Here is a 22,023-nt window from a genome sequence, read left to right as displayed (position 1 = left end):
CTCAGGAGGCGCGCTGGCCGACCCGCGCGAGCTCGAGACGGCGCGCAGCGGTGGCGGACGCGGACCGCCCAGGACGGCCCGCGGTGGTCCGCCAGGCCTGCGGCGGGACCCCGTGCTGGGAGGTGAAGGCCCGGCTGAACGCCGCCGACGACCCGTAGCCCACGGCGTGCGCCACCTGCTCGACCGGCGCGTCGCCGGACTGGAGCAGGCGGCGGGCCTCCTGCATGCGGGCCTCGCGCAGCACCTCGGCCGGGCTCAGCCGCAGCTCGCGGCGGAACCGGTCGCCCAGCGCGGAGCGCGACAGGTGCACGAGGCCCGCCATCCGGTCGACGTTCCACGCCTCGCCGGGGCTGGCGGTCACCGCGGCCACGACCGCCGCGACGGCTGCGTCGGAGGCCGGGTCGTCGCGGGTGGGCAAGCCCTGGTCCTCCAGCCACGACTCCGTCATGGCGGCGCCGACCAGGTTGGCGTACGACGACGACATCAGCGGCGGCCCGCACTGCGCCACCGTCGGGCACGACCGCACCAGGGCCGTGATGCCGTCGTGCCGGGTGGCGAAGTCCGTCACGACGAGCACGCTCGGCAGCGGATGCGTCGGCACCCCGACCGCGAGGTCGGTCACGTGCAGCTCGGTGTCGGAGCAGGCCACGAGCGTGAACGCCTGCCGCGCCGAGACCAGCACCGCGTCCCCGGGGAGCAGTGGGTGCGCCGCGCCGGCGTGCAGCACGGCCGCCCCCTCGACGACGAGCACCCAGTGCGGTCCGCGGGTGACGTCGTACGTCGCCCCCGCCGCGAGTGACTCGACTCGGCTCGTCGTCATCGACCAGGGCTGGCGGGGTTCGGCCACGTGGGGAGCAAGCGTGCAGAGCGGTGAGGCATTCCCCGTCGCGTCGGACACGCGCGCAGCGTCGTGCTGCCTGGACGGCCCCCCGAGCGTCGAGGCGAGCACGGACCGCGAGGAGTTGCCGGGCTTGCGGTGGACGCGCGACAGGTGCCACTCCACGGCCTCGACCAGCGCGGTCCCGGACTCGAGCCGGGTCCTAGGCCGCCGCGCGCTCCTGCCCGACCACCGTCACCCACGGCACGACGGCGAGCACGGCCAGGCACCACACGGTGCCGAGCCCGGCCCCGGCCAGCACCACCGCGACGACGACCAGCGCTGCGCTGGCCGCCACCACCCCGAGCCGGCGCGCGTCCGCGCTGCGGGTGAGGGCGCCGTGGAGCAGGTGCAGCACGAGGACGTACGCCGCCAGCGGGACGGCCACCGCGAGGACGGTGCCCGTCGCGCCGAGCTCCGAGTGGTCCTCGAGCAGGTACGCCGCCGCGTGCAGCCCGGCGCCCAGCGCCACCAGCGCACCGAACAGCACCACGTGGCCGTAGCCCCAGCCGAACGAGCGCTCGCGGTGCCGGTTGAGCAGATCGCCGTACGGCACCGAGAAGTAGCTCCACCAGACGCCGAAGACCACCGCGGTGCCGGCCAGGCCGAGGACCGCGACCTCGACCGTCCACCCCTCGGCGACCAGGGCGCCGATGGCCGCGGTCGTCCCGAGCAGCCCCTCGCCGAGGGTGATGATGACCATCAGCCCGTAGCGCTCCGCGATGTGGTGCCCGTGCCACGGCGTGCCGCCGTAGCGCCGCTCGGCCACGACCGGCCCGGACACCTCCACGCCGATGAGGACCACCACGGCGACCACGGTCACCGTGAGCGAGGGGTTGACCAGGGCCATGGCCAGCCAGCCGACCTCGGCGACCGCGAGGGTGGCCACCATGGTCGAGCAGAGCGAGCGGTGCTCGGCGTCCTGGCGCCCGGCCCGCAGCCACTGCAGGACCATCGGCAGCCGCATGACGGCGTACCCGACGACCAGCAGGCGCACGTCGAGGTGGTGCTCGTGCGCCAGCACCGACTCGAACATCCGCGGCACGCCGAGGGCCAGCACCAGCACGCCGACCATCTGGACCATGGTGGTGAGCCGGAACGCCCAGTCGTCGGTGTCGTAGGCCGAGGCGAACCACGAGAAGTTGATCCACGCCCAACTCACCGCGAACGTCGCGAAGGCGAAGGCCACCACGCCCTCCCAGACGTGGTCGGAGGCCAGCGCGTGCGCCAGCTCGTCGGCCGCCGCCGCGAAGGCGATGACGAAGGTCAGGTCGAAGAGGAGCTCGAGCGGCGTCGAGGCCCGCCCGTGCTCGCGCGGGTCCCGCCCGGCCATTCGCCGGATCGAGTGGGTCAGCGCCTCGGACACGCGCCGAGGCTAGTGCGACCTGGGGTGCGTTGATCGACCCACCGCGGCGTCAGCGCCGCCCAGGCGGCCCGCTGACGACCCCGACAGCCGACTCGACGGGCCCAGCGGCCCGCCTTCGCGTATGAGGCGCCGTCATCGCACCACCTGGACGACGCTGCCATCCACGCTGGGTCGATCAACGCACCCTAGACCGACACCCCGAGCGTCGCGGCCAGCATGGAGCGCGAGGAGATGCCGAGCTTGCGGTAGACGTGCGAGAGGTGCCACTCGACCGCCTTGACCGTGACCACCAGCTCGTGGGCGATCTGGCGGTTGGTCAGCCCGTCGGCGGCCATCCGGGCGACCCGGCGCTCGGAGACGGTGAGGGCGGCCATGGCCTCGGTCTGCACCTTGCGCGGCTGCTCGCCGAGCCGGTCGAGCAGGCGGCGGACGCGACCCTGCAGCGGCCAGAGCTCCTGGCGCCCGGCCTGCTCCTCGGCGGCGCGGAGCAGGCCGAGGGCCCGCTCCTCGGCGTCGGGGGCGTGGGTGAGCAGCAGGAAGCCGGCCAGGTCGGTGTCGATCTGGGCGGACAGCCGCTCGGCCGTGGTGCCCGCCAGGACCGCGCGGGCGCGCAGCAGGTGCTGGACCCGGTGCGGCCCGGCGTCGACCGCGGCCAGGGTGCGCAGCGCGCCGGCCATGGCGTACGGCGAGCCGGAGCGGCGGGCGATCTCGACCTGCTCGCGGGCCAGGTCGGCGGCCTCCCTGGCCTGGCCGGTGCGCAGCTGCGCGAGCGCGGCGCCGGCCCGCCAGGGCAGCTGGTCGGGGCCGGCGTCGGGGGCGAGCCGGCCGGCGGTGAGGAAGTGCGCGACCGCGGCGTCGGCGTCCCCGAGCGCGGCGGCGACCTCACCCTGCGCGTGGTGCGCGAGCGCCGCCGCGAGCCCGGTGCCGGACAGGAGCGGGGTCAGCTCCTCGCCGTGGGTGACCGCGTGGGACAGCTCGCCGCGGGCCAGCCGGCAGTCGATGAGCGCACCCAGCAGGGTGGCCAGCTCGACGTCCGGCAGCGGCTCGGACGAGGCTGGGCCGTGGGTGGCGTGCAGCGCCAGGAGCTCGTCGAGCCCCTCGGTCAGGGAGCCCGCGCGGACGCGCTCGGTGGCGCTGTCGAGCGAGGGGACCCCATCCATGGCACGAGCCTAGGAAGCCAGCCCCCGGCGCGTGCGCGGTTCCTCCCGATTGCCCGGCGGTGGTTCAGTCCGCTGGCCCGGGTCCTGGCCGTTCGGGGGAGCGCTGGCCTGTCCGAACGGCCAGACCGGGACTGCGCGCGGCCCACGCCCGACCCACGCCAGCAGGCGTACGTCGGCCGGCGCGGTCGCATCCACGGCGTGCGGCGGGCCGAACCGCGGCCCCCGGTCCCGGGCGTCGATGACCGCTCCGGCGATGCCCAGGAGCCCCGCGGCGAGGTCCGGCGGGATCCGCCGCCCGTGGCCGGTCGCCTGCCCGACGTCCCAGCCGTGCAGCGCGATCTCCAGCGCGGCCGTGACCACGAGCAGCGGCGCGTCCAGCCCCAGGTCACCGACCTCGACGTACTCCTCCGCCTCGCCCGCCGGCCGCGCCGCGGTCCACGCCCCCAGCAGGGCGCACGCCTTCTCCCGCAGCGCGTCCACCCGGCTCGCGGTCGGCGGGACCGGATCGACCCGGACCCGCCCCGCGGCCGCCTCGGCGAAGGCGTCCAGGGCGTCCTCCATGTGCGCCAGCAGCCGCTCGAGCGTCCAGCCCACGCACGGCGTCGGCGCGCCCAGGTGCTCGGGGCGGATGTCGGCCAACGCCAGGCGCGTGTAGGCGAGCGACCGCTCCAGCAGCTCGACGGCGCCCTCGAGCGCCGCGCTCGAAGACCAGCGCGGGCTCGGCGCACTCATGGCGCGCCCCCCGCGGCGTTGCCGACCCTCGGCGGACGGAGCCGGTCCGCCGTCGAGCCGGCGCCTGGCGAGGCGCACACCCTGAGCACGCTGAGGACCACGCCGGCCTCCGAGCGCGGCGCTCGCGCCGCCCTGCTCACGACAGGCTCGGGGTGTGCGCCTCGTGGCCGGCGGGGACGTGGTCCCCGCGGGCGACGGCGGCGTCGGCGGGCACCGGGTCACCGGGCTGGTAGTCGGCGGGCAGCCGCGCGGGCAGCCCGAAGGTGGCGAACAGCGCCGGGTCGAAGAACGCCCCCACGTGGGCGACCTTCCCGTCCTGGATGTCGAGGACCTGGAGGTGGAAGGGCTCGAACCCGCCGTCTGGGCTGCGCATGTAGAGGCCGAAGGCCGGTTGCCCGTTGGCCCGGGTCTCGACCATCGGCATGTCGTTGATGCCGCCGGGACACTGCGTGGCGATGAGGCGGCCGATGTTCTCGTTGCCGAGGTACCACCCGGTGAACGGCGGCATCTCCCACGTGGCCTCGGCCCGCAGCAGCTGCACGATCGCGTCGATGTCCTTGCGCCAGAACGCGTCGACGTAGCGGTCGAGCAGCACCCGCTGGCCGTCATCCAGGCCGTCCTCGACGGTCTCGTCGGTCAGGCCGCGGTCGTTCATCTGGGCGTGGGCGCGCTGGAGCGCGGAGTTGACGGCGGCCACGGTGGTGTCGAGCGACTCGGCCACCTCCGCGGCCGACCAGCGCAGCACGTCGCGCAGGATCAGCACCGCCCGCTGCTTGGCCGGCAGGTGCTGCAGGGCGGCGACGAAGGCCAGCCGGATCGAGTCGCGCTCGGCGACCACGACGGCGGCGTCGGGGATCGGCTCGAGCCAGGCCACCTCGTGGTCGGCCTCGAGCGCGTCGCCGGCCATCTGGTCGGGGGTGCCGAGCCCGGCGGGCAGCGGGCGGCGCGGCTTGTTCTCCAGGTTGGTCAGGCACACGTTGGTGGCGATCCGGTAGAGCCAGGTGCGCACCGAGCTGCGGCCCTGGAAGTTGGCCGACGCCTTCCACGCCCGCAGGAACGTCTCCTGGACCAGGTCCTCGGCCTCGTGCACCGACCCGCTCATCCGGTAGCAGTGCGCGAGCAGCTCGCGCTGGTAGCGCTCGGTCAGCGTCGGGAAGTCGTCCAGCTCGGCCGTGGGGTCGTCCTGGGCAGTGGTCACCGCTCGCTCCTGCACTGTGGTCAACGTCCTGCTCCTCGCGCTCGTCAGTCTGCCTGGACCTACCGACCGCGGTCGAGGGCAGGACTCATCGGTGCGCGACGACCAGACCCAGGGCGCGCTCGGCGAGGGGTACGGCGCGCGCCCGGTCGGCGGGCACCAGACCGACCCGCGTGCGGCGGTCGAGCAGGTCGTCGACGTCGTGCGCGCCCTCGTGGGTGACGCCGAAGACGAGCTCGGCCAGGGTCACGCCCTGCACCCCTGGGGCCAGCAGCTCCTCGTCTCCGAGCCCGGTCACCGAACGCGCGGTGTCGAGGACCAGCGCGGCGTCGGTGCCGAAGCGCCGGACCAGGCGCCGCGGCTGCTCGAGCCCGGCGAGGGTGATCCGGTCGGCCGCGCCGAGCAGCGGCAACGCGCGGGTCCGGCAGGGGCCGGCGTCGATCCCGGCGTGCGCGACGGCGGCGTCGACGGCGTCCTCGGCCATCTGGCGGTACGTCGTGAGCTTGCCGCCCACGGTGGTGACGACGCCGGTGCGGCTGACCAGGGTGGCGTGCTGGCGCGAGAGGTCGGCGGTCTCACCGGGCCCGGCGTCGAGGAGCGGGCGGAGCCCGGCGTACGCCCCGACCACGTCACCGCGGTGCAGCGGCCGCTCGAAGGCGGCGCTCACCACGTCGAGCAGGAAGCCGATCTCGGGCTCGGTCGGCTGGGGCACGTCGGGCACCGGGCCGTCGGCGGGCTCGTCGGTGAGTCCGACGTACGCCGTGCCGTCGGGCTGGGGGAGCACGAGCACGAAGCGGTTGGTCTGGCCGGGCACGGGCGCGAACACCGCCGCCCGCAGCCCCGACACGCAGTCCTCGCGCAGCACCAGGTGGGTGCCGCGGCTGGGACGCAGCCGGATCTCGTGGACCAGGTCGGCCGCCCACACGCCGGTCGCGTTGACCACGGCACGAGCGCGCACCACGACGGTGCCCCCCGTCAGCTCGTCGCGCAGGGTGACCGCGGTGCCGGTCGCGGCCAGCACCCGGGCGCGGGTGCGGACGTGGGCGCCGTGGGCGGCCGCGGTGCGGGCCACGGTGGTGACCAGCCGGGCGTCGTCCTCCAGCTGGCCGTCCCAGCCGAGCAGCGCCCCGCGCAGCCCGGCCCGGCGCAGCGGCGGGGCCAGGGCGAGCGCCTCGGCGGTGCCGATCCGGCGCGGGCGGGGCAGGGTGTCCGGGCTGGTGTGCGCGGCCCGGCGCAGCAGGTCGCCGCCGAGCAGCCCGCCGCGGATCACCGTGGACTGCAGCGCGGTGACGGCGTCGTTGAGCGGGATGAGCGTGGCCATGGCGTGGGTGAGGTGCGGCGCGGTGACCTCCATGAGCAGGTGCCGCTCGACCGCGCTCTCGTGGGCCACGCCGAGCTGGCCCGAGGCGAGGTAGCGCAGCCCGCCGTGCACGAGCTTGGACGACCAGCGCGACGTCCCGAAGGCCAGGTCGTGGGCGTCGACGGCCAGGACGGACAGGCCGCGGGTCACCGCGTCCAGCGCCACGCCGGCGCCGGTGATGCCGAGACCGATCACCACGACGTCGACCTCGTTCGGCACGCCGGCCGGGCCGGCGGTGATGCGGTGGCCGGTCACGGCCGCAGCGTCCGGGTCAGCAGGGTGGCGAGCTCGGCGTCGAGCGCGTCCTCGGTCACCGTGTCGTCGACCATGGTGTGCACCGAGAGCACGAAGCCGTGCACGGCCAGCAGCAGCCCGCGGGCGATGGTCGTGGGGTCCCCGCCGCGGATCTCGCCGGCGGCCTGGCCCTGGGCCACGGCCTCCGCGGTGAGGGCCAGGATGAAGTCCTGCGAGCGCCCGCGCCGGCTGAACAGGTAGGGCAGGATCAGCTCCGGGTCGAGCTCGACGATGCGCACGAACAGCTCGTTCTGGCGCAGCTGGCGGACCGTGCCGACGATGCCGTCCACCACCCGCTCGAGCGCCGGGCCGGCCGCGACGACCTGCTCGGTGACCACGCCCTCCCACTCCCGGGTCATCAGGTCGGCCAGCAGGGTGGGCATGTCGGCCCAGGTCCGGTAGATGGTCATCCGGCTGACCCCGGCCCGGCGGGCCACCTCGGTCAGCGTGGTGCGCCGCCACCCCACGTCGAGGAGGCAGTCGCGGGCGGCGTCGAGGTAGGCGTCGCGCGGCTCGCGCTCGGCCGTGGCCTCGGCCGCGTTGTGACGAAGTGACGTCATGTGTCACAGTGTAACGCATGATCGAGATGCACCCCCAGCGCTGGGGAGACCCGGCCCGGGCGGCCGCTCTGCCCGACTCGACCCGCGGGCTGGTGGAGCTGGCCTTCGGCCTGGCCGAGACCCCGGCGGCCGAGCGGGTCGCCGTACCGCCCTCGGCGCTGGCCGACGACCTGCTGGCCCCGCTGCGCGACGCCCTCGGGGCCGAGCACGTCCGGACCGACGACGAGACCCGCCGGCTGCGCACCCGCGGCAAGTCCACGCCCGACCTGCTCAAGGCGCGGGCCGGCGACCTGGCCGACGCCCCCGACGCCGTGGTCCGGCCGGGCTCGCACGCCGAGGTCGAGGCGGTCCTGGCCTGGGCTGTGGAGCACCACGTCGCTGTGGTCCCGTTCGGGGGCGGTACGTCGGTCACCGGCGGGCTCAGCGCGCGGCGCGACGGCTTCGCCGGCCTGGTCTCCCTGGACCTGGTCCGCATGGACCGCCTGGTCTCGGTCGACCACGAGTCGATGACCGCCGTGCTCGAGCCCGGCCTGCGCGGCCCGGACGCCGAGGCGCTGCTGGCCGCCGAGGGCGTGCTGCTGGGGCACTACCCGCAGTCCTTCGAGTTCGCCTCGATCGGCGGCTTCGCCGCGACCCGCTCCTCGGGCCAGTCCTCGGCCGGGTACGGCCGGTTCGACGCCCTCGTCGTGGGCCTCCGCGTGGCCACGCCGCGAGGCCCGGTCGAGCTGGGCTCGGCGCCGGCCAACGCCGCCGGCCCCGACCTGCGCCAGCTCTTCCTCGGCTCGGAGGGCGCGTTCGGCGTCATCACCGCCGTGACGGTGCGGGTCCGTCCGCTGCCCGAGACCACGGTCTACGAGGGGTGGCACTGGCCGTCCTTCGCCGCGGGGGCCGACGCCATGCGCGCGCTGGCCCAGTCGGGCCTGCTGCCCACGGTGCTCCGCCTGTCCGACGAGGCGGAGACGGCCATCAACCTGGCCCGCCCGGACAGCATCGGCGGGGAGAGCGCCGGCGGCTGCCTGATGATCACCGGCTACGAGGGGACGCCGTCGGCGGTCGCGGCCAAGCGGACCGCGGTCACCGCGCTGCTCACCGGGCTCGGCGGCACCTCGGCCGGCCCCGAGCCCGGCGAGGCCTGGGCGCACGGCCGGTTCGAGGCGCCGTACCTCCGCGACGCGATGCTCGACGTCGGCGTCCTGGTCGAGACCCTGGAGACGGCGACGTTCTGGTCGAACCGCCAGGCGCTGTACGACGCGGTGCGGACCGCACTCGAGACGAGCCTGGGCGAGGGCACACTCGTGCTCTGCCACGTCTCGCACGTCTACGAGACCGGCTGCTCGCTCTACTTCACGGTCGCGGCCAAGGGCGACGCGGACCCGCTGGCGCAGTGGCTGGCCGCCAAGCGCGCGGCCAGCGACGCGATCGTCGCCGCCGGCGCCACCATCACCCACCACCACGCCGTCGGCACCGACCACAAGCCGTGGCTGACCGCCGAGATCGGCGAGCTCGGCGCCTCGGTGCTGCGCGCGGTCAAGGCCGACCTCGACCCGACCGGCGTGCTCAACCCGGGGGTGCTCATCCCGTGAGCCGCTCGTTCACGTTCCTGGTCAACCCGGCCTCGGGCGGCGGGGCCGCGCCGGCCGCCGTCGTCCCCGTTGCCCGCGCGCTGCGCGAGGCCGGTGCCACCGTCGACGTGACCTACTCGCCCGGTCCCCGCGCGATGGCCGCGCTGGTCGACGCCGCGGTGGCCCGCGGCGACGTCGTGGTCTCGGTCGGCGGCGACGGGATGCTGTCCTCGCTGGCCGGGCTGGTGTCGGCGGCCGGCGGGACGCTCGGCGTGGTCCCGGCCGGGCGGGGCAACGACTTCGCGCGGATGCTCGGGCTGCCCACCGCGCCCGACCAGGTCGCGGGGCTCCTGCTGGCCGGCGCGGTCCCGGCCGTGGACCTGGTCGCGCTCTCCCTCCCCGGGACCGACGAGCGGCTGGTGGCCGGCTCGGTCTACTCCGGCGTCGACGCCCGCGCCTCGGAGATCGTGGACCGCTCGCGGCGGCTGCCGCGGCGGGTGCAGTACCCGTACGCCGCGCTGCGCGCGCTCGCGACGTACGCCCCGGCCCGCTACGCGGTCACCGTCGACGGCGTCGAGCAGACCTACGACGCGGCCACGGTGGTGGTGGCCAACTCGGCGTACTACGGCTCCGGCATGCAGATCGCCCCGGCCGCCGCGGTGACCGACGGGCGATTGGACGTGGTCGTGGTCGGCGCCGCCTCCCGGCTGGCGCTGATGCGCTCGCTGCCCAAGATCTACGACGGCTCGCACGTGGCGCTGCCCGAGGTCACCGTCCTGACCGGCCGGCGGGTCGAGCTGCGCGCCGACGCGCGGGTCCCGGTGCCGGTCGGCGGCGACGGCGAGCCCCTCGGCGTCCTGCCCCCGCTCGCGGCCGAGCCCGCGGTGGTCGAGGTGCGGCCGGGTGCGCTGTCGATGATTTCCGGCTGAGCCAAGGGTCGGATCAGGCATGGGACACGTACTGGCCACCATCACCACCTCCGTCGACGGCTACGTCACCGCGCCGGACGACGGCCCCGAGGCCGGGCTCGGCGTCGGGGGCGAGCGGCTGCACAACTGGGTCTTCGGCGGACCGTGGAGCCAGGACAGCGCGCCCGAGCCCGGCACGGGCATGGACCCGGCGTCGGAGGCGTACATGGCGCAGATCACCGCCGACCTCGGCGCCGGGATCTGCGGCCGCGGGATGTACGAGTCGTCCGGTCACTGGGGCGGGCGCAACCCGTTCGGCGGGCCGCTGTTCGTCCTCACCCACCGGCCCGACGACGAGCGGCCTGACCCGTCCACCGGCTTCTTCTTCGTCGACGGCTTCGACGAGGCGCTGGTCCTGGCGCGCGAGGCGGCCGGCGACCGCGGCGTCTCGGTCAACGGCGGGGCCGACGTGATCCGCCAGGCGTTGCGCGCCGGCGTGGTCGACACCCTCGCGATCTCCACCGCCCCGGTCGTGCTCGGCGCCGGCAAGCGGCTCTTCGACGGCTTCGACGACGACCTGGACCTCACCATCGAGGCCGTGCACACGTCGCCCTGGGCGACCCACGTGATCTACCGGGTGCCGCGCTGACCCGCTAGGAGAACTGCCAGACCAGCAGCTCGCTCGGCACCCCGGCGGTGACCTCGTGCGCGGGCTCGTCGGTGAACAGGAACGCGTCGCCGTCGTGCAGCGGCTCGGCCAGGCTCGAGCGGAGCAGGGCGCCGCGGGCCACGAACGCGTGCACCCGGGGCGCGACCGGCAGCACGACGGTCTCGAGGTCGCCGAGGCGCAGCTCGGTGAAGACCGCGCCCGGCAGCACCTCGGTCTCGACGCCGCCCCCGGCCAGCGACGTGTACGACGACGCGGCCGGCGGCTCCGGGTCGGTCAGCCAGACCTGCACGAAGCGGGTCTGCGGCGCGGCCGCCACCTCGGCGTGGCGCGCCCCCGGCCCGGTCCGGAAGACCGCGCCCTGCCCGGCCGTCAGGGTGGCCTCGCCGTCCGGGCCGGTGTGGGACACGGCGCCGGAGACGACCCAGGTCACGATGGCCAGGTCGGCGTGCTCGTGCTCGGGGAAGCCCTCACCCTGACGGAGGAGGTGGTCGTCGTGGCAGACCATCGGTCCGAACCGGACGTGCGCCTCGTCGTACTGCTCGCCGAAGGAGAAGGCGTGCTTCGTGATCCGGCCCGCCTGCCTTTCGCTGAATCGATCGGTTCCCCGGCGGATGTCGACGGCCACGTGACAGATTGTGCCCGTGGGAGGGACCGAGCCCGACAGCGCGCCCTTGCCCCCGCGGTTCCCGCCGGGGTTCCGCTTCGGCACGTCCACTGCGTCGTACCAGATCGAGGGCGCCGTCAGCAGTGACGGCAAGGGCCCGTCGATCTGGGACACGTTCACCGCCAAGCCGGGCGCCGTGGTCGACGGCTCGTCGGGTGCGCAGGCGTGCGACCACTACCACCGCTACGCCGAGGACGTGCGGCTCATGGGCGAGCTCGGCACCAACGGCTACCGGTTCTCGATCTCCTGGCCGCGGATCCAGCCCTCCGGCAAGGGGCGCCCGAGCCCCAAGGGGCTCGCGTTCTACGACCGGCTCATCGACGAGTGCCTCGAGCACGGCGTGCAGCCCATGGCCACGCTGTACCACTGGGACCTGCCGCAGGCGCTCGAGGACGACGGCGGCTGGCTGAACCGCGCGACCATCGAGCACTTCGCGGAGTACGCCGCCATCGTCGGCGACCGCTTCGGCGACCGGGTCGAGCACTGGGTGCCGATCAACGAGCCGAACGTCATCACGATCATGGGCTACGCCATCGGCATGCACGCCCCCGGCCGCGCCCTGATGTTCGAGGCCATGCCGGTCGCCCACCACCTGCTGCTGGCCCACGGCCGCGCCGCCATCGCGCTGCGCGAGTCGGTGCGCGGCCGCATCCCCAGCATCGGCTGCGCCAACAACCACGCCCCCATGTGGCCGGCCAGCGACGACCCCGCCGACGTCGGCGCCACCAAGCTCTTCGACGGGCTGTGGAACGGGCTCTTCATGGAGCCGCTGCTGCTCGGCCGCTACCCCGAGGACACCCTCCCGCTGGTCGAGGACGCCATCCAGGACGGCGACATGACCACCATCCGCCAACCCCTCGACTTCTACGGCGTCAACTACTACAACCCCATGCGCATCGGCGCCACCGAGGACGACTCCGAGCTGCCCTTCGAGTTCCGCCCCATCGTCGGCTACCCCATGACCGACTTCGGCTGGCCCGTCGTCCCCGAGGCCCTGCGCGAGTGGCTCGTGATGACCCGCGCCCGCTTCCGCGCCGCCCTCCCGCCGCTGATGGTCACCGAGTCCGGCTGCGCCTACGACATCGAGCCCGACGAGCACGGCGTCGTCGACGACCAGGCCCGCATCGACTACCTCGAGGGCCACCTCGAGGCCGTGGCCAAGGCCATCCAGCGCGGCGTCGACGTGCGCGGCTACTACTGCTGGTCGCTGATGGACAACTTCGAGTGGGCCGAGGGCTACACCCAGCGCTTCGGCCTGGTCCACGTCGATTTCGAGACCCAGCAGCGCACCCCCAAGCGGTCCTTCGACTGGTACCGCCAGTTCATCGCCGCCCAGAAGCAGTACGCCGAGTAGGCGCCCAGGCTGGAGGCGTGCCCGAGCTGCGCCCCGCACTACGGATCGGCCACGCCGAGCGTGACCGCACCGCCGAGTCGCTGCGCGAGGCGGCCGGCCTCGGCCGGATGGGGCGCCCGTCGCGCCCGGCCACCGCCGCCGTGATCCGCTCGTCCTGGCCGCCGGGGCGAGCAGGGTCACGGTCGTCGATGTGCGGGTGTCCGCGTCGATGGGCTCGGCGACCGTCGTCGTGCCCGAGGGGTGGGCGGCCAACTGCGACCGGCTCAACCCAGGCACCGGCCGACTGCGGAACCAGCTCCCGGCGACAGCCGCGCCGGGCTGCCCCACCCTCGTCCTGCGCGGGCAGCTCGGCGCCGGGACGCTGACGCTGCGGCACGCGAACCGCTGGGACCGTCGCCGGGGCGGGTGAGCGGCCGGCCCGCCACTAGGCTGCCTCGCATGTCCGAGACCGCCCCGAGCGCCAGCGCGTCGAAGCGCCGCGTGGTCTTCGTGGTCGGCTCGGGCCGCAGCGGCACGTCGACCATGGCCGGGGCGCTCCAGGCGCTGGGGATGCACGTGCCCCAGCCGGAGGTGCGGGCCGACGAGACCAACCCGAAGGGGTTCGCCGAGAGCAAGTGGGTGGTCGACCTGCACCACGAGCTGCTCCAGCGCGAGAACGTCCAGGTCAGCGATGCCCGGCCGGGCGCGTGGTACGCCACGGGCAAGGCCAGCGCGTCGGGGATCACGCGGGCACGGGTGACCGAGTGGCTGGGGCCGCACTTCGCGCCGGCGGTCGGCGAGGAGCCGGCGGTCGAGGAGCTGGTGGTCAAGGACCCGCGGCTGGCGTGGTTCCTGGGGCTGTGGAAGTCGGCGGCGCTGCGGTGCGACGCGCAGGCGTCGTACGTCACGATGCTGCGCCACGTCACCGAGGTGGTGGGCAGCAAGCAGAAGTACTACTCGCAGGCCACCAACGACTTCAGCCAGGTCCAGCGCACGGCGGCGTGGGTCAACATGATGCTGCACACCGAGCGGGCCACGCGGGAGGGCCGGCGGGCCTTCGTGCGGTACGACGACCTGCTCAGCGACTGGACGGTGCCGGTGTTCCGGCTCGGGCAGGACCTGGACCTCGAGGCCGTCAAGGGCGCGAGCGCCAACGACATCCGCAAGGTGCACCAGTTCATCGACCCGGGCCTCAAGCGGGTGGCGACGACGTGGGCCGAGGTCGAGGTGCCCGAGCGGCTCAGGGAGCTGGCCGAGGAGACCTGGTCGGGACTGTCGAAGCTGGCCGAGCCGGGCGGGGACACCCCGGACGTGCACGCGACGCTGGACGAGGTGCGCGCGGCGTACGTCGCGTTCTACGACGAGGCCGAGGCCGTCGCGCAGTCGAGCGTGGTGGCGGCCCGGCGCGAGGGCAGGCAGCAGGCGCGCGAGGAGCAGCCCGCCGCGCCGCGGGCGCTCGCCACGCGCGCGAAGGACAAGCTGCGCAGGACCCTGCAGCGGTGACGGTGTGACGGGGCCGACCGCGGCCGACTTCCCGATCCGCTGGGCGTGGGAGGACGGGCCGCTCACCCCCGGGCTCACCTGCGTGTTCCGGGTCAAGGACGAGGCGCGCAACCTGCCGTGGGTGCTGCCGCCGATGTTCGACGCCGTGCAGCACGTGGTGCTGGTGGACAACGGCTCCACCGACGGCACGCCGGAGGTCGCGCAGCGAGTGGCCGAGGAGCACGGCGCGGCCGACCGGTTCACGCTGCGGCACTACCCGGTCCAGGTCGCGCGCGCCGGGAGCGAGCACCTGCTCACGCCGCCGGACGACCCGCGCTCGCTGACGTACTTCTACAACTGGTCGTTCTCGCACGTGCGCACGGCGTACTCCATGAAGTGGGACGGCGACATGGTCCTCACCGCTGAGGGCGTCGAGCTGCTGCGCGACCTGTCCTGGCAGCTCGAGGACTCCAGCGCGGTGGTCGCGATCCCGCGGCACCCCATGTCGGTGGAGAGCGAGTCGGTGGCGTGGCTCGACCTCGGCTACCGCTTCCTGGAGCCGTGGGTCTACCCGATGGGCCCGGAGTTCACCTTCGTGAAGGCCTTCGAGTGGGAGGTGCGCGAGTTCCCGCCGACCAGCGAGCGGATCGTGGCTCCCGAGGGCATGTGCGTCGAGCTCAAGTGGCTCGACCAGGACGAGTTCGCGCACTGGAGCGAGACGACCTTCGACCCCGTCCGCACGCCGCGCAAGCACCGTGAGCTCGAGGTGATGCGCGCGCTGCACGAGGGCCGCGGCCACGAGATCGAGGGCCTCAAGCGCATCGAGGCGCCCGCGGGCGTGCACGTCGTCGACTACGTGACCACGCAGTGGATGCAGCTCGAGCCGCGGCCGCTGACCCTGCGCCTCGAGCTGCAGGAGACGACCTAGTGGGACCCGGCCAGGCGCTCGACGCCTTCCTCCGCGAGGCGCCGCAGTCCTCGCTCGGCATCGGCCCGGACGGCGAGGCCGAGCCCGGGCGCTACGAGCGCGTGGCCGTCGTGGCCCGCGACCGCGCCGAGCTCCGGGCGCTGCAGGTCACCCGCGGGGTGCGTACGGCGGCGCTGGCCGTCTGGCTCGACGAGGGCACCTCGGCGCTCTCCCTGACCCCGCGGCCCGAGTGGCCGCCGCTGCAGCTGATCCGCTCGCGCGCGGTCGACGGAGGCTGGCTGGTCGTGCTGAGGTTCGCCGCGCCCGTGCCGGTGCACCGGGTCGTGGCCGAGCTGGGCCGGCAGTCGGTGTGGCCGGACCACGCCGGCCAGCGCGGGGTCGTCCTCGACTCCGAGGCCACCGACAAGGTCGCGGCCGATCCCGTCGAGGTCACCGACCCCGACCCGGTCCTCGAGCTGGGCCCGCTCGACGAGCGCGTGCTCAACCCGATCGGCTTCCGGCGCGACGTGACGCTGCCGGTGCTCGACCTGTCCGAGCTCGACTGGGGCCGCGGCCCGACCGAGGCCCTGGTCCGCGGGGTCCGCGGCGCCGCCGGGGTGCTCGCCGACCTGCCGCAGGCCTCGCCGCTGCGGGCCGCCCGGCTCGTCGCCGGGCTGGCCATGGCCGGCGTACCCCTCACCGCGACGTCGTTCCGCGACCGGGTCGCCGCCCACCTCGGGCCCGAGGTCACCGCGGCCATCACCGCCCCGGTCGACCTCACCGACGCCCAGGCCCGCGAGGAGCACAGCGTCGTGGTGCGCCGGGCCGCGCTCTCGGCCTACTCCTCGCGCGCCTGGCGCACCCGTCTCGCCGCCGCCACCGGCGTCCGCGTCGCACCACAGCCGTCGGTCTCGGTGGTGATGGCCACCCGCCGCCCCGACCTGCTCGAGCACGCGCTCGGCCAGGTCGCCCGCCAGCGCGGCGTGGAGCGGCTCGAGCTGGTCCTGGCCCCGCACGGCTTCACCCCCGACCCGGCCGTGCTCGAGGCCGTCGACCTCGACGTCGTCGTCTGGCCGATGCCCGAGGACGCGCTGTTCGGCGATGTGCTGCACGTCGCCGCCGCCGTCGCGTCGGGCGACGTGGTGATGAAGATGGACGACGACGACTGGTACGCCCCCGACGCCGTCGCCGACCTGCTCCTCGCCCGCGCCTACAGCGGCGCCGAGCTCGTCGGCATGCCCGACGACCTCTACCACCTCGAGCCCACCGACGAGACCCTGCGGCTCGGCCAGCCGAGCGAGGTCTACCGCCAGTTCGTCGCCGGCGGCACGCTCATGCTCGACCGGGCGCTCCTGCACGACGTCGGAGGCTTCCGCTCCGTGCGCCGCCACGTGGACGCCGAGCTCATCGCCGCCGTCCGCGCCGCCGGCGGCGCGACGTACCGGACCCACGGGCTGGGCTACGTGCTGCGCCGCACCGACGGCGGCCACACCTGGCAGGCCGACCTGGACGACCTCCGCTCGCGGGCGGCCGAGATCCGTCCGGGGTTCGCGCCCGGGCGGCTGCTCGAGCTCTGAGCGCTCTACGCTTTTCCCATGCGTCTGCGCACCGGTCTCGCGGTCCTGCCCCTCGTCCTGGTCCCGCTGGCCTGCGCGCCGGCCGACGACAGCAGCGGCTCGTCCGCCGGCGACGACGAGACGACGGCGGACGCGTCCCCCACGCTGGCCGACAGCGAGACGCTCTCGGTCAGCCCCGCTCCGACCGAGGCGGGCGGCATCTCGCCGGAGTGCGCGCCGGACCAGCTGAACCTCAAGGAGGCCGGCACCCTGACCGTCGGCACCGACAAGCCGGCGTACGAGCCGTGGTTCTCCGACAACGACCCGAGCAACGGCAAGGGCTACGAGTCCGCGGTGGCGTACGCCGTCGCGGACGCGCTCGGCGTCGGCGTGACGTGGACGGTGGTCCCGTTCAACACCTCCTACAAGCCGGGCGACAAGGACTTCGACTTCGACATCAACCAGATCTCGATCACGCCGGAGCGCGAGCAGGTCGTGGACTTCTCCGACGGCTACTACGCCGCGGCGCAGGCGGTCATCGCGCTCAAGGACAGCGATATCGCCTCGGCGACGAGCGTCGCCGACCTGGCGTCGTACAAGCTCGGCGCGCAGACCGGCACCACGTCGCTCACCGCGATCCGCGAGACGATCAAGGCCGACGACGAGCCGCTGGTCTTCGAGGACACCAACGCCGCCAAGCAGGCGCTGGTCAACGGGCAGGTCGACGGGATCGTGGCGGACCTGCCGACGGCGTTCTACATCACCGCCGCCGAGATCAAGAACAGCGTGATCGTCGGGCAGTTCCAGCCGATCAGCGGTGAGCAGGAGGAGTTCGGGATGCTCTTCCAGAAGGGCAACCCGCTCGTCAGCTGCGTCAACGAGGCGCTCGCCCAGCTGAAGGCCGACGGGACCCTCGACCAGCTGCAGCAGGAGTGGCTGTCCAACCAGGTGGACGTGCCCGTCCTCCAGTGAGCGACACCTGGTCACCCAGCCCCCGGGAGCTCGACCGCCGGGCGGTCCGCCGCCGCCTCCGCACCCGGTCGGTGCTCACCGCGACCGGGCTGACGGTCGTGGTCTTCGTGGCCCTCGGTGTCGTCGCGGCGCGGTCGCCGGGCTGGCCGAGCGTGCACGAGCTGTTCTTCAACGGCTACCACGCCCGCGAGTCCTTCGACGAGATCCTGCACGGCTTCTGGATCAACGTGCAGCTGTTCCTCATCTGCGAGCCGGTCATCCTGGCCGCCGGCCTGCTCATCGCCCTGGCCCGCAGCGCCCGCTCGCCGTGGCTGGCGCCGCTGCGGGTGGTGGCGGTGCTCTACACCGACGTCGTCCGGGGCATCCCGACGCTGCTGCTCGTGGTCCTGTTCGGCTTCGGGTTCCCCGCGCTGCAGCTGCAGGGGCTGCCCAACAGCCTGTTCTTCTGGGCGGCCGTCGCGCTGATCGTGAGCTACAGCGCGTACGTCGCCGAGGTCTTCCGCTCCGGCATCGACTCCATCCACCCCTCGCAGGTCAACAGCGCCTCCGCGCTCGGGCTGACCCGCGGCCAGACCATGCGGCACGTCGTGGTCCCGCAGGCCACGCGGCGCGTCGTACCGCCCCTGCTGAACGACTTCGTCTCGCTGCAGAAGGACACCGCGCTGGTCTCCTCTCTCGGGCTCTTCGACGCGCTCTACAGCGCGCGCGACTACGGCAACTACAACTTCAACTACACCCCGCTCTTCGTGGTCGCCTGCTTCTTCATCGTCTGCACCGTCCCGCTCGCGCGGCTGTGCGACTGGCTGCAGCGGCGCTGGCTCGAGCGCGAACGGGCGGGCGCGCTGTGAGCACGACCCCGCTGCTCGAGGTCGAGGGCCTGCGCAAGACCTACGCCGACCGCGTGGTCCTCGACGGCATCGGCCTCACCGTCCAGCGCCACGACGTGGTCTGCCTCATCGGCTCCTCGGGCTCCGGCAAGTCCACGCTGCTGCGCTGCCTCAACCTGCTCGAGGAGATCGACGACGGCGTCATCCGCCTCGACGGCCGCGAGGTCTCCGACCCCCGCGTCGACCCCCGCGAGGTGCGCAAGCGGGTCGGCATGGTCTTCCAGGCCTACAACCTGTTCCCGCACCTCTCGGTCCTCGACAACTGCACGCTCGCGCCGGTCCGCGTGCACGGCGTACGACGGGCCGAGGCCGAGGACCGCGCCCGCTCGCTGCTCGCCCGCTTCGGCCTCGAGGAGCACGTCGAGAAGCACCCCGACCGCCTCTCCGGCGGCCAGCAGCAGCGCGTGGCCCTCGTCCGCGCGCTCTGCACCGAGCCCGAGCTGCTCCTCCTCGACGAGATCACCGCCGCCCTCGACCCCGAGCTCGTCGGCGACGTCCTCACCATCGTCCGCGACCTCGCCGAGGCCGGCACCACGATGATCCTGGCCACCCACGAGATGAGCTTCGCCCGCGACGTGGCCACCACCGTCTGCTTCCTCGACGGCGGCCGGGTGCTCGAGCACGGCCCGCCCGCGCAGCTCCTGGTCGCGCCCCAGGAGGAGCGCACCCGCCAGTTCCTGCGGCGCATCCTCCCCGCCTCTGACTAGACCAGCCCGTATGGTCGTGGAGGTGAGCCCTCGTCTCGGCGCGCTCGCCGCCGTCCTCGTCGTCCCTGTCCTCCCGCTCGTGGTCAGCGCCCCAGCGCACGCCGCCACGGCCGAGATCTGCGTCAACATGCCGGCCGCCACCGGCAACTGCGACGTCCGCTTCGACACCTCGACCGCTACGCCCAACCCGCTCCAGACCGCCCTCGGCGTCGCGAACAGCGACGGTGTCGCCAACCGGATCAGGCTGGGCGCGGGCGACTACCCCGGCGGCCCCTACGTGCTGAACGGCAACGGTCAGGGGCTCGACGTGGTCGGCAACAACAACGGCTCCGGCAACCAGGCCACGATCGTGGTCGGACCCGACGCGGCCGACCCCGCGGTGAGCGTGGACAGCGCGACGATCCGCAACCTGCGGATCGAGATGCACGGCTCTGGAGGCACCGGGCTGCTGCTCCAGAACGGTGCGATCGCGTCCGAGGTCTTCGTCGCCAACACGACCGGCGCCACCGGCTCGACCGGCATCCGCGCCAACGGCTCGAGGGTGTCCGGCAGCACGGTGAACCTGCGCGAGGGCACGGGCAACACCGCCTACGTCCAGGTCGGCACCGCCCCCGGGACGATCACCACGTCGACCTTCCGTGCGGTCGGCACGGCGGTCCTCGCTCAAGCCGGCGCGCTCAGCATCGACAACTCGCTCATCGACCTCGAGGCCGTCGGCCAGCTGGGGCTGAGCGCCACTCCCGCGGGCGGCGCCACGAGCGTCACCGTCAACGCCCGGCACCTCACCGTCGTGGGCGGCGCCGCAGGTGCGGACGGCGTCCAGGCCGAGGCCGCCGGTTCCGGCGTGACCAGCGCCGTGAACCTGTTCAACTCCATCGTGAGGGTCCCCGACCGGTCGCTCGTCGCGAGCGGCAACGGCACCGTTGCCGTGAACCACTCGGACTACCCGGCGGGCTCCACCACCGGCACGATCACCGCCGGCGCGGGCAACATCACCGCCGACCCGCTCTTCCTCAACCCGGCCACCGGCGACTACTCGCTCAAGGCCGGATCGCCGGCCGTCGACGTCGCCGACCCCGCCACGCCGACAGCCACCGACCGCGACGGCAACCCGCGCGTGGTCGACGGCGACCAGAACGGCACGGCGGTCCCCGACATGGGCGCCTACGAGCTCCAGGTCGCCAAGGCCTCCTTCACCACGACCCCGCCGGCGCTGAGCAACAACCGGCAGCCGGTGTTCCAGTTCACCGGCGGCGCCGCGACCGCGCGGCTGGAGTGCAGCCTCGACGGCGGCGGCTGGCAGACGTGCACCAGCCCGGCCACCACGCCGCCCCTGGCCGACGGGGCGCACAGCTTCGCGGTCCGCGCGGTCACCGCGGCCGGCGTCGTGCAGGCGACCCCGGCCTCGACCAGCTTCAGCGTCGACGCCACGGCGCCGGACACGCTCTTCACCAAGAAGCCGCAGAAGCGCTTCTTCAAGCAGAAGGTGAAGTTCAAGTTCGCCTCGACCGAGCCTGGGTCCAAGTTCCAGTGCCAGCTCGACAACAAGGGCTGGAAGAACTGCAGCGCGACCTGGAAGTTCAACACCAAGGTCGGCAAGCACGTGCTGCTCGTCCGGGCCCAGGACAGCGCCGGCAACCTCGACGCGTCGCCCGCGCGCTACAAGTTCAAGCGGATCAAGCGCGGTCGGTGAGCGCCGCACCCATTCGGCGCACGATTTCCGTGAGTCGGTCGGGTGAGGTGGCGATGTTGAGCCGCACGTGGCCGGTGAGCCCGGGCCAGTAGGACTCACCGGGGGAGACGCGGACGCCGCCGCGGCGGATGACGGCGGCGGGGTCGTCGTGGCCGTAGGCGCGCAGGTCCAGCCAGGCCATGTACGTCGCCTCGAGCGGCCGCATCCGGGCGTCGGGGAGGTGCTCGGCCACGAGAGAGGCCAGCAGCGTGCGCTGCTGGTCGAGCCGTTCGATCAGCTCGGCGAGCCAGGCGTCGCCGTGGTCGTACGCCGCGAGGGCGGCGGCGACGCCGAGGGAGCCCCAGGAGTCGTTCTGGGCCCAGGGGATGGTGAGCAGCCGGTCACGGGTGGCGGCGTCGGTGGTGAGGATCTGGGCGCACTTGAGGCCGGGCACGTTGAAGGCCTTGGAGGCGGCGGTGACGGCGACGGCGTGGTCGGCGGTGCCGTCGATCGACAGGTACGGCACGTGCTCGGCGCCGGGGAGCACGAGCGGCCCGTGGATCTCGTCGCTGACCACGCGGGCGCCGTGCCGGGTCACGACGTCGCGGATGCCCTCGAGCTCGCCTCGGGTGAACACGTGGCCGCCGGGGTTGTGGGGCTGGGTGAGCAGCAGGGTGCGGGCGCCGCGGGCGAACAGCGCGTCGAGGGCGTCGAGGTCGAGCGCGTAGCCGTCGCCGTCGGGGTCGACGGGCAGGCCCCACTGCTCGAGGCCGGTGATCGCGCCCAGCCCGTGCTGGGGGTCGTACGCCGGAAGCGGGAGCACGAAGGGCGCGCGCTCGCTGAGCACCTCGAGGGCGATGCGGACGCCGACGGTCACGTCGGCGGTGACCTGGACGTGGTCGGGGTCGACGTCCTGGTTGAAGTGGCGCGCGGCCCAGCGGGAGTACGCCGCGCCGAGCTCGCCACCGGCGCGGTCGTCGCGGGGGTAGCCGAGCTCGCCCCGCTCGACCGCCGCGCGCACGGCGTCGAGGACGGGCGGGGCGACGGCGTAGTCCATCTCGGCCACCCAGGCCGGGATGGTGCCGGGCTCGGTCTGGCCCCACTTGAGCACCAGGGCGGCGCGGGCCTCGTCGTCGGTCAGGTCGCGGAGGAGGGGCAC

The 22,023-nt window shown here is 74.2% G+C and carries 21 protein-coding genes; 12 read left to right on the top strand and 9 right to left on the bottom strand.

Going from position 1 to position 22,023, the window contains the following annotated elements; all coding sequences use genetic code 11:
* Window position 1: 1 nt before the first annotated feature.
* From G5V58_RS22280 to G5V58_RS22250, 7 genes are all read right to left on the bottom strand, one after another.
* Window positions 2-820, bottom strand: a complete 819-nt coding sequence (locus tag G5V58_RS22280) for a helix-turn-helix transcriptional regulator (protein WP_165237377.1) — start codon at window positions 818-820, stop codon at window positions 2-4.
* Between the two features lie 220 nt (window positions 821-1,040).
* Entirely contained in the window at window positions 1,041-2,243 is a 1,203-nt protein-coding gene (locus G5V58_RS22275; protein WP_230486855.1) for a low temperature requirement protein A, read from the bottom strand.
* 185 nt (window positions 2,244-2,428) lie between these two features.
* Window positions 2,429-3,403, bottom strand: coding sequence for a helix-turn-helix transcriptional regulator (locus G5V58_RS22270; protein WP_165237375.1), 975 nt, complete (start codon window positions 3,401-3,403; stop codon window positions 2,429-2,431).
* 9 nt (window positions 3,404-3,412) lie between these two features.
* Window positions 3,413-4,135, bottom strand: coding sequence for a TIGR03086 family metal-binding protein (locus G5V58_RS22265; RefSeq protein WP_165237373.1), 723 nt, complete (start codon window positions 4,133-4,135; stop codon window positions 3,413-3,415).
* Between the two features lie 136 nt (window positions 4,136-4,271).
* On the bottom strand, window positions 4,272-5,333 hold the full coding sequence (locus tag G5V58_RS22260; RefSeq protein WP_165237371.1) for a sigma-70 family RNA polymerase sigma factor: 1,062 nt from the start codon (window positions 5,331-5,333) through the stop codon (window positions 4,272-4,274).
* An 85-nt stretch (window positions 5,334-5,418) separates the two neighbouring features.
* A complete protein-coding gene (locus tag G5V58_RS22255; protein ID WP_165237369.1) occupies window positions 5,419-6,945 on the bottom strand; it encodes a glycerol-3-phosphate dehydrogenase/oxidase in 1,527 nt (508 codons plus the stop codon).
* Window positions 6,942-7,544, bottom strand: coding sequence for a TetR/AcrR family transcriptional regulator (locus tag G5V58_RS22250; protein ID WP_165237367.1), 603 nt, complete (start codon window positions 7,542-7,544; stop codon window positions 6,942-6,944). The genes G5V58_RS22255 and G5V58_RS22250 overlap by 4 nt, the downstream gene beginning before the upstream one ends.
* A 17-nt stretch (window positions 7,545-7,561) precedes the next feature.
* Between G5V58_RS22250 and G5V58_RS22245 the strand changes: the two genes are divergently transcribed.
* The 3 genes from G5V58_RS22245 to G5V58_RS22235 are packed head-to-tail and all read left to right on the top strand — an operon-like array spanning window position 7,562 to window position 10,663.
* A complete protein-coding gene (locus G5V58_RS22245) occupies window positions 7,562-9,127 on the top strand; it encodes an FAD-binding oxidoreductase (RefSeq protein ID WP_230486854.1) in 1,566 nt (521 codons plus the stop codon).
* Window positions 9,124-10,035: a diacylglycerol/lipid kinase family protein gene (locus G5V58_RS22240; RefSeq protein WP_165237365.1), complete on the top strand. Its 912-nt coding sequence runs from the start codon at window positions 9,124-9,126 to the stop codon at window positions 10,033-10,035. Before G5V58_RS22245 ends, G5V58_RS22240 begins: the two co-directional genes overlap by 4 nt.
* A 19-nt stretch (window positions 10,036-10,054) precedes the next feature.
* The gene (locus G5V58_RS22235; protein WP_165237363.1) at window positions 10,055-10,663 is read left to right on the top strand and encodes a dihydrofolate reductase family protein; all 609 of its coding nucleotides are present in this window, start codon (window positions 10,055-10,057) and stop codon (window positions 10,661-10,663) included.
* A gap of 4 nt (window positions 10,664-10,667) precedes the next feature.
* Here the strand turns inward: G5V58_RS22235 and G5V58_RS22230 are convergent, their stop codons facing one another.
* Window positions 10,668-11,309: a pirin family protein gene (locus G5V58_RS22230; protein WP_165237361.1), complete on the bottom strand. Its 642-nt coding sequence runs from the start codon at window positions 11,307-11,309 to the stop codon at window positions 10,668-10,670.
* Window positions 11,310-11,325: 16 nt separating this feature from the next.
* On the opposite strand from G5V58_RS22230, the gene G5V58_RS22225 reads away from it, so the two are divergent.
* The 9 genes from G5V58_RS22225 to G5V58_RS22185 all read left to right on the top strand — a co-directional run bounded on the left by G5V58_RS22225 (window position 11,326) and on the right by G5V58_RS22185 (window position 20,885).
* On the top strand, window positions 11,326-12,702 hold the full coding sequence (locus tag G5V58_RS22225; RefSeq protein WP_230486853.1) for a GH1 family beta-glucosidase: 1,377 nt from the start codon (window positions 11,326-11,328) through the stop codon (window positions 12,700-12,702).
* Between the two features lie 196 nt (window positions 12,703-12,898).
* Entirely contained in the window at window positions 12,899-13,111 is a 213-nt protein-coding gene (locus G5V58_RS22220; RefSeq protein WP_165237359.1) for a hypothetical protein, read from the top strand.
* A 29-nt stretch (window positions 13,112-13,140) separates the two neighbouring features.
* Complete coding sequence (locus G5V58_RS22215; RefSeq protein ID WP_230486852.1) at window positions 13,141-14,184, top strand: sulfotransferase family protein; 1,044 nt, start codon at window positions 13,141-13,143, stop codon at window positions 14,182-14,184.
* A 4-nt stretch (window positions 14,185-14,188) separates the two neighbouring features.
* Window positions 14,189-15,091 (top strand): glycosyltransferase family 2 protein, encoded by a 903-nt coding sequence (locus G5V58_RS22210; protein WP_230486851.1) that lies wholly within the window; start codon window positions 14,189-14,191, stop codon window positions 15,089-15,091.
* On the top strand, window positions 15,091-16,647 hold the full coding sequence (locus G5V58_RS22205) for a glycosyltransferase (protein ID WP_165237355.1): 1,557 nt from the start codon (window positions 15,091-15,093) through the stop codon (window positions 16,645-16,647). The genes G5V58_RS22210 and G5V58_RS22205 overlap by 1 nt, the downstream gene beginning before the upstream one ends.
* 18 nt (window positions 16,648-16,665) lie before the next feature.
* Window positions 16,666-17,598 carry an ABC transporter substrate-binding protein gene (locus G5V58_RS22200; RefSeq protein WP_165237353.1) on the top strand — a complete coding sequence of 311 codons (933 nt, stop codon included), beginning with the start codon at window positions 16,666-16,668 and terminating at the stop codon, window positions 17,596-17,598.
* Window positions 17,595-18,446 carry an amino acid ABC transporter permease gene (locus G5V58_RS22195; RefSeq protein WP_165237351.1) on the top strand — a complete coding sequence of 284 codons (852 nt, stop codon included), beginning with the start codon at window positions 17,595-17,597 and terminating at the stop codon, window positions 18,444-18,446. Before G5V58_RS22200 ends, G5V58_RS22195 begins: the two co-directional genes overlap by 4 nt.
* Entirely contained in the window at window positions 18,443-19,192 is a 750-nt protein-coding gene (locus G5V58_RS22190; RefSeq protein WP_165237349.1) for an amino acid ABC transporter ATP-binding protein, read from the top strand. Before G5V58_RS22195 ends, G5V58_RS22190 begins: the two co-directional genes overlap by 4 nt.
* A 22-nt stretch (window positions 19,193-19,214) precedes the next feature.
* On the top strand, window positions 19,215-20,885 hold the full coding sequence (locus G5V58_RS22185) for a choice-of-anchor Q domain-containing protein (RefSeq protein WP_165237347.1): 1,671 nt from the start codon (window positions 19,215-19,217) through the stop codon (window positions 20,883-20,885).
* Here G5V58_RS22185 and G5V58_RS22180 read toward each other — a convergent pair.
* Entirely contained in the window at window positions 20,869-22,023 is a 1,155-nt protein-coding gene (locus G5V58_RS22180) for a MalY/PatB family protein (protein ID WP_165237345.1), read from the bottom strand. The two genes, G5V58_RS22185 and G5V58_RS22180, sit on opposite strands and share 17 nt — an antisense overlap.

The sequence above is a fragment of the Nocardioides anomalus genome (assembly GCF_011046535.1).
Lineage (GTDB): Bacteria > Actinomycetota > Actinomycetes > Propionibacteriales > Nocardioidaceae > Nocardioides > Nocardioides anomalus.
Note: the sequence above shows the minus strand (reverse complement) of the source record. Positions and strands in the feature narration are given on the sequence as shown.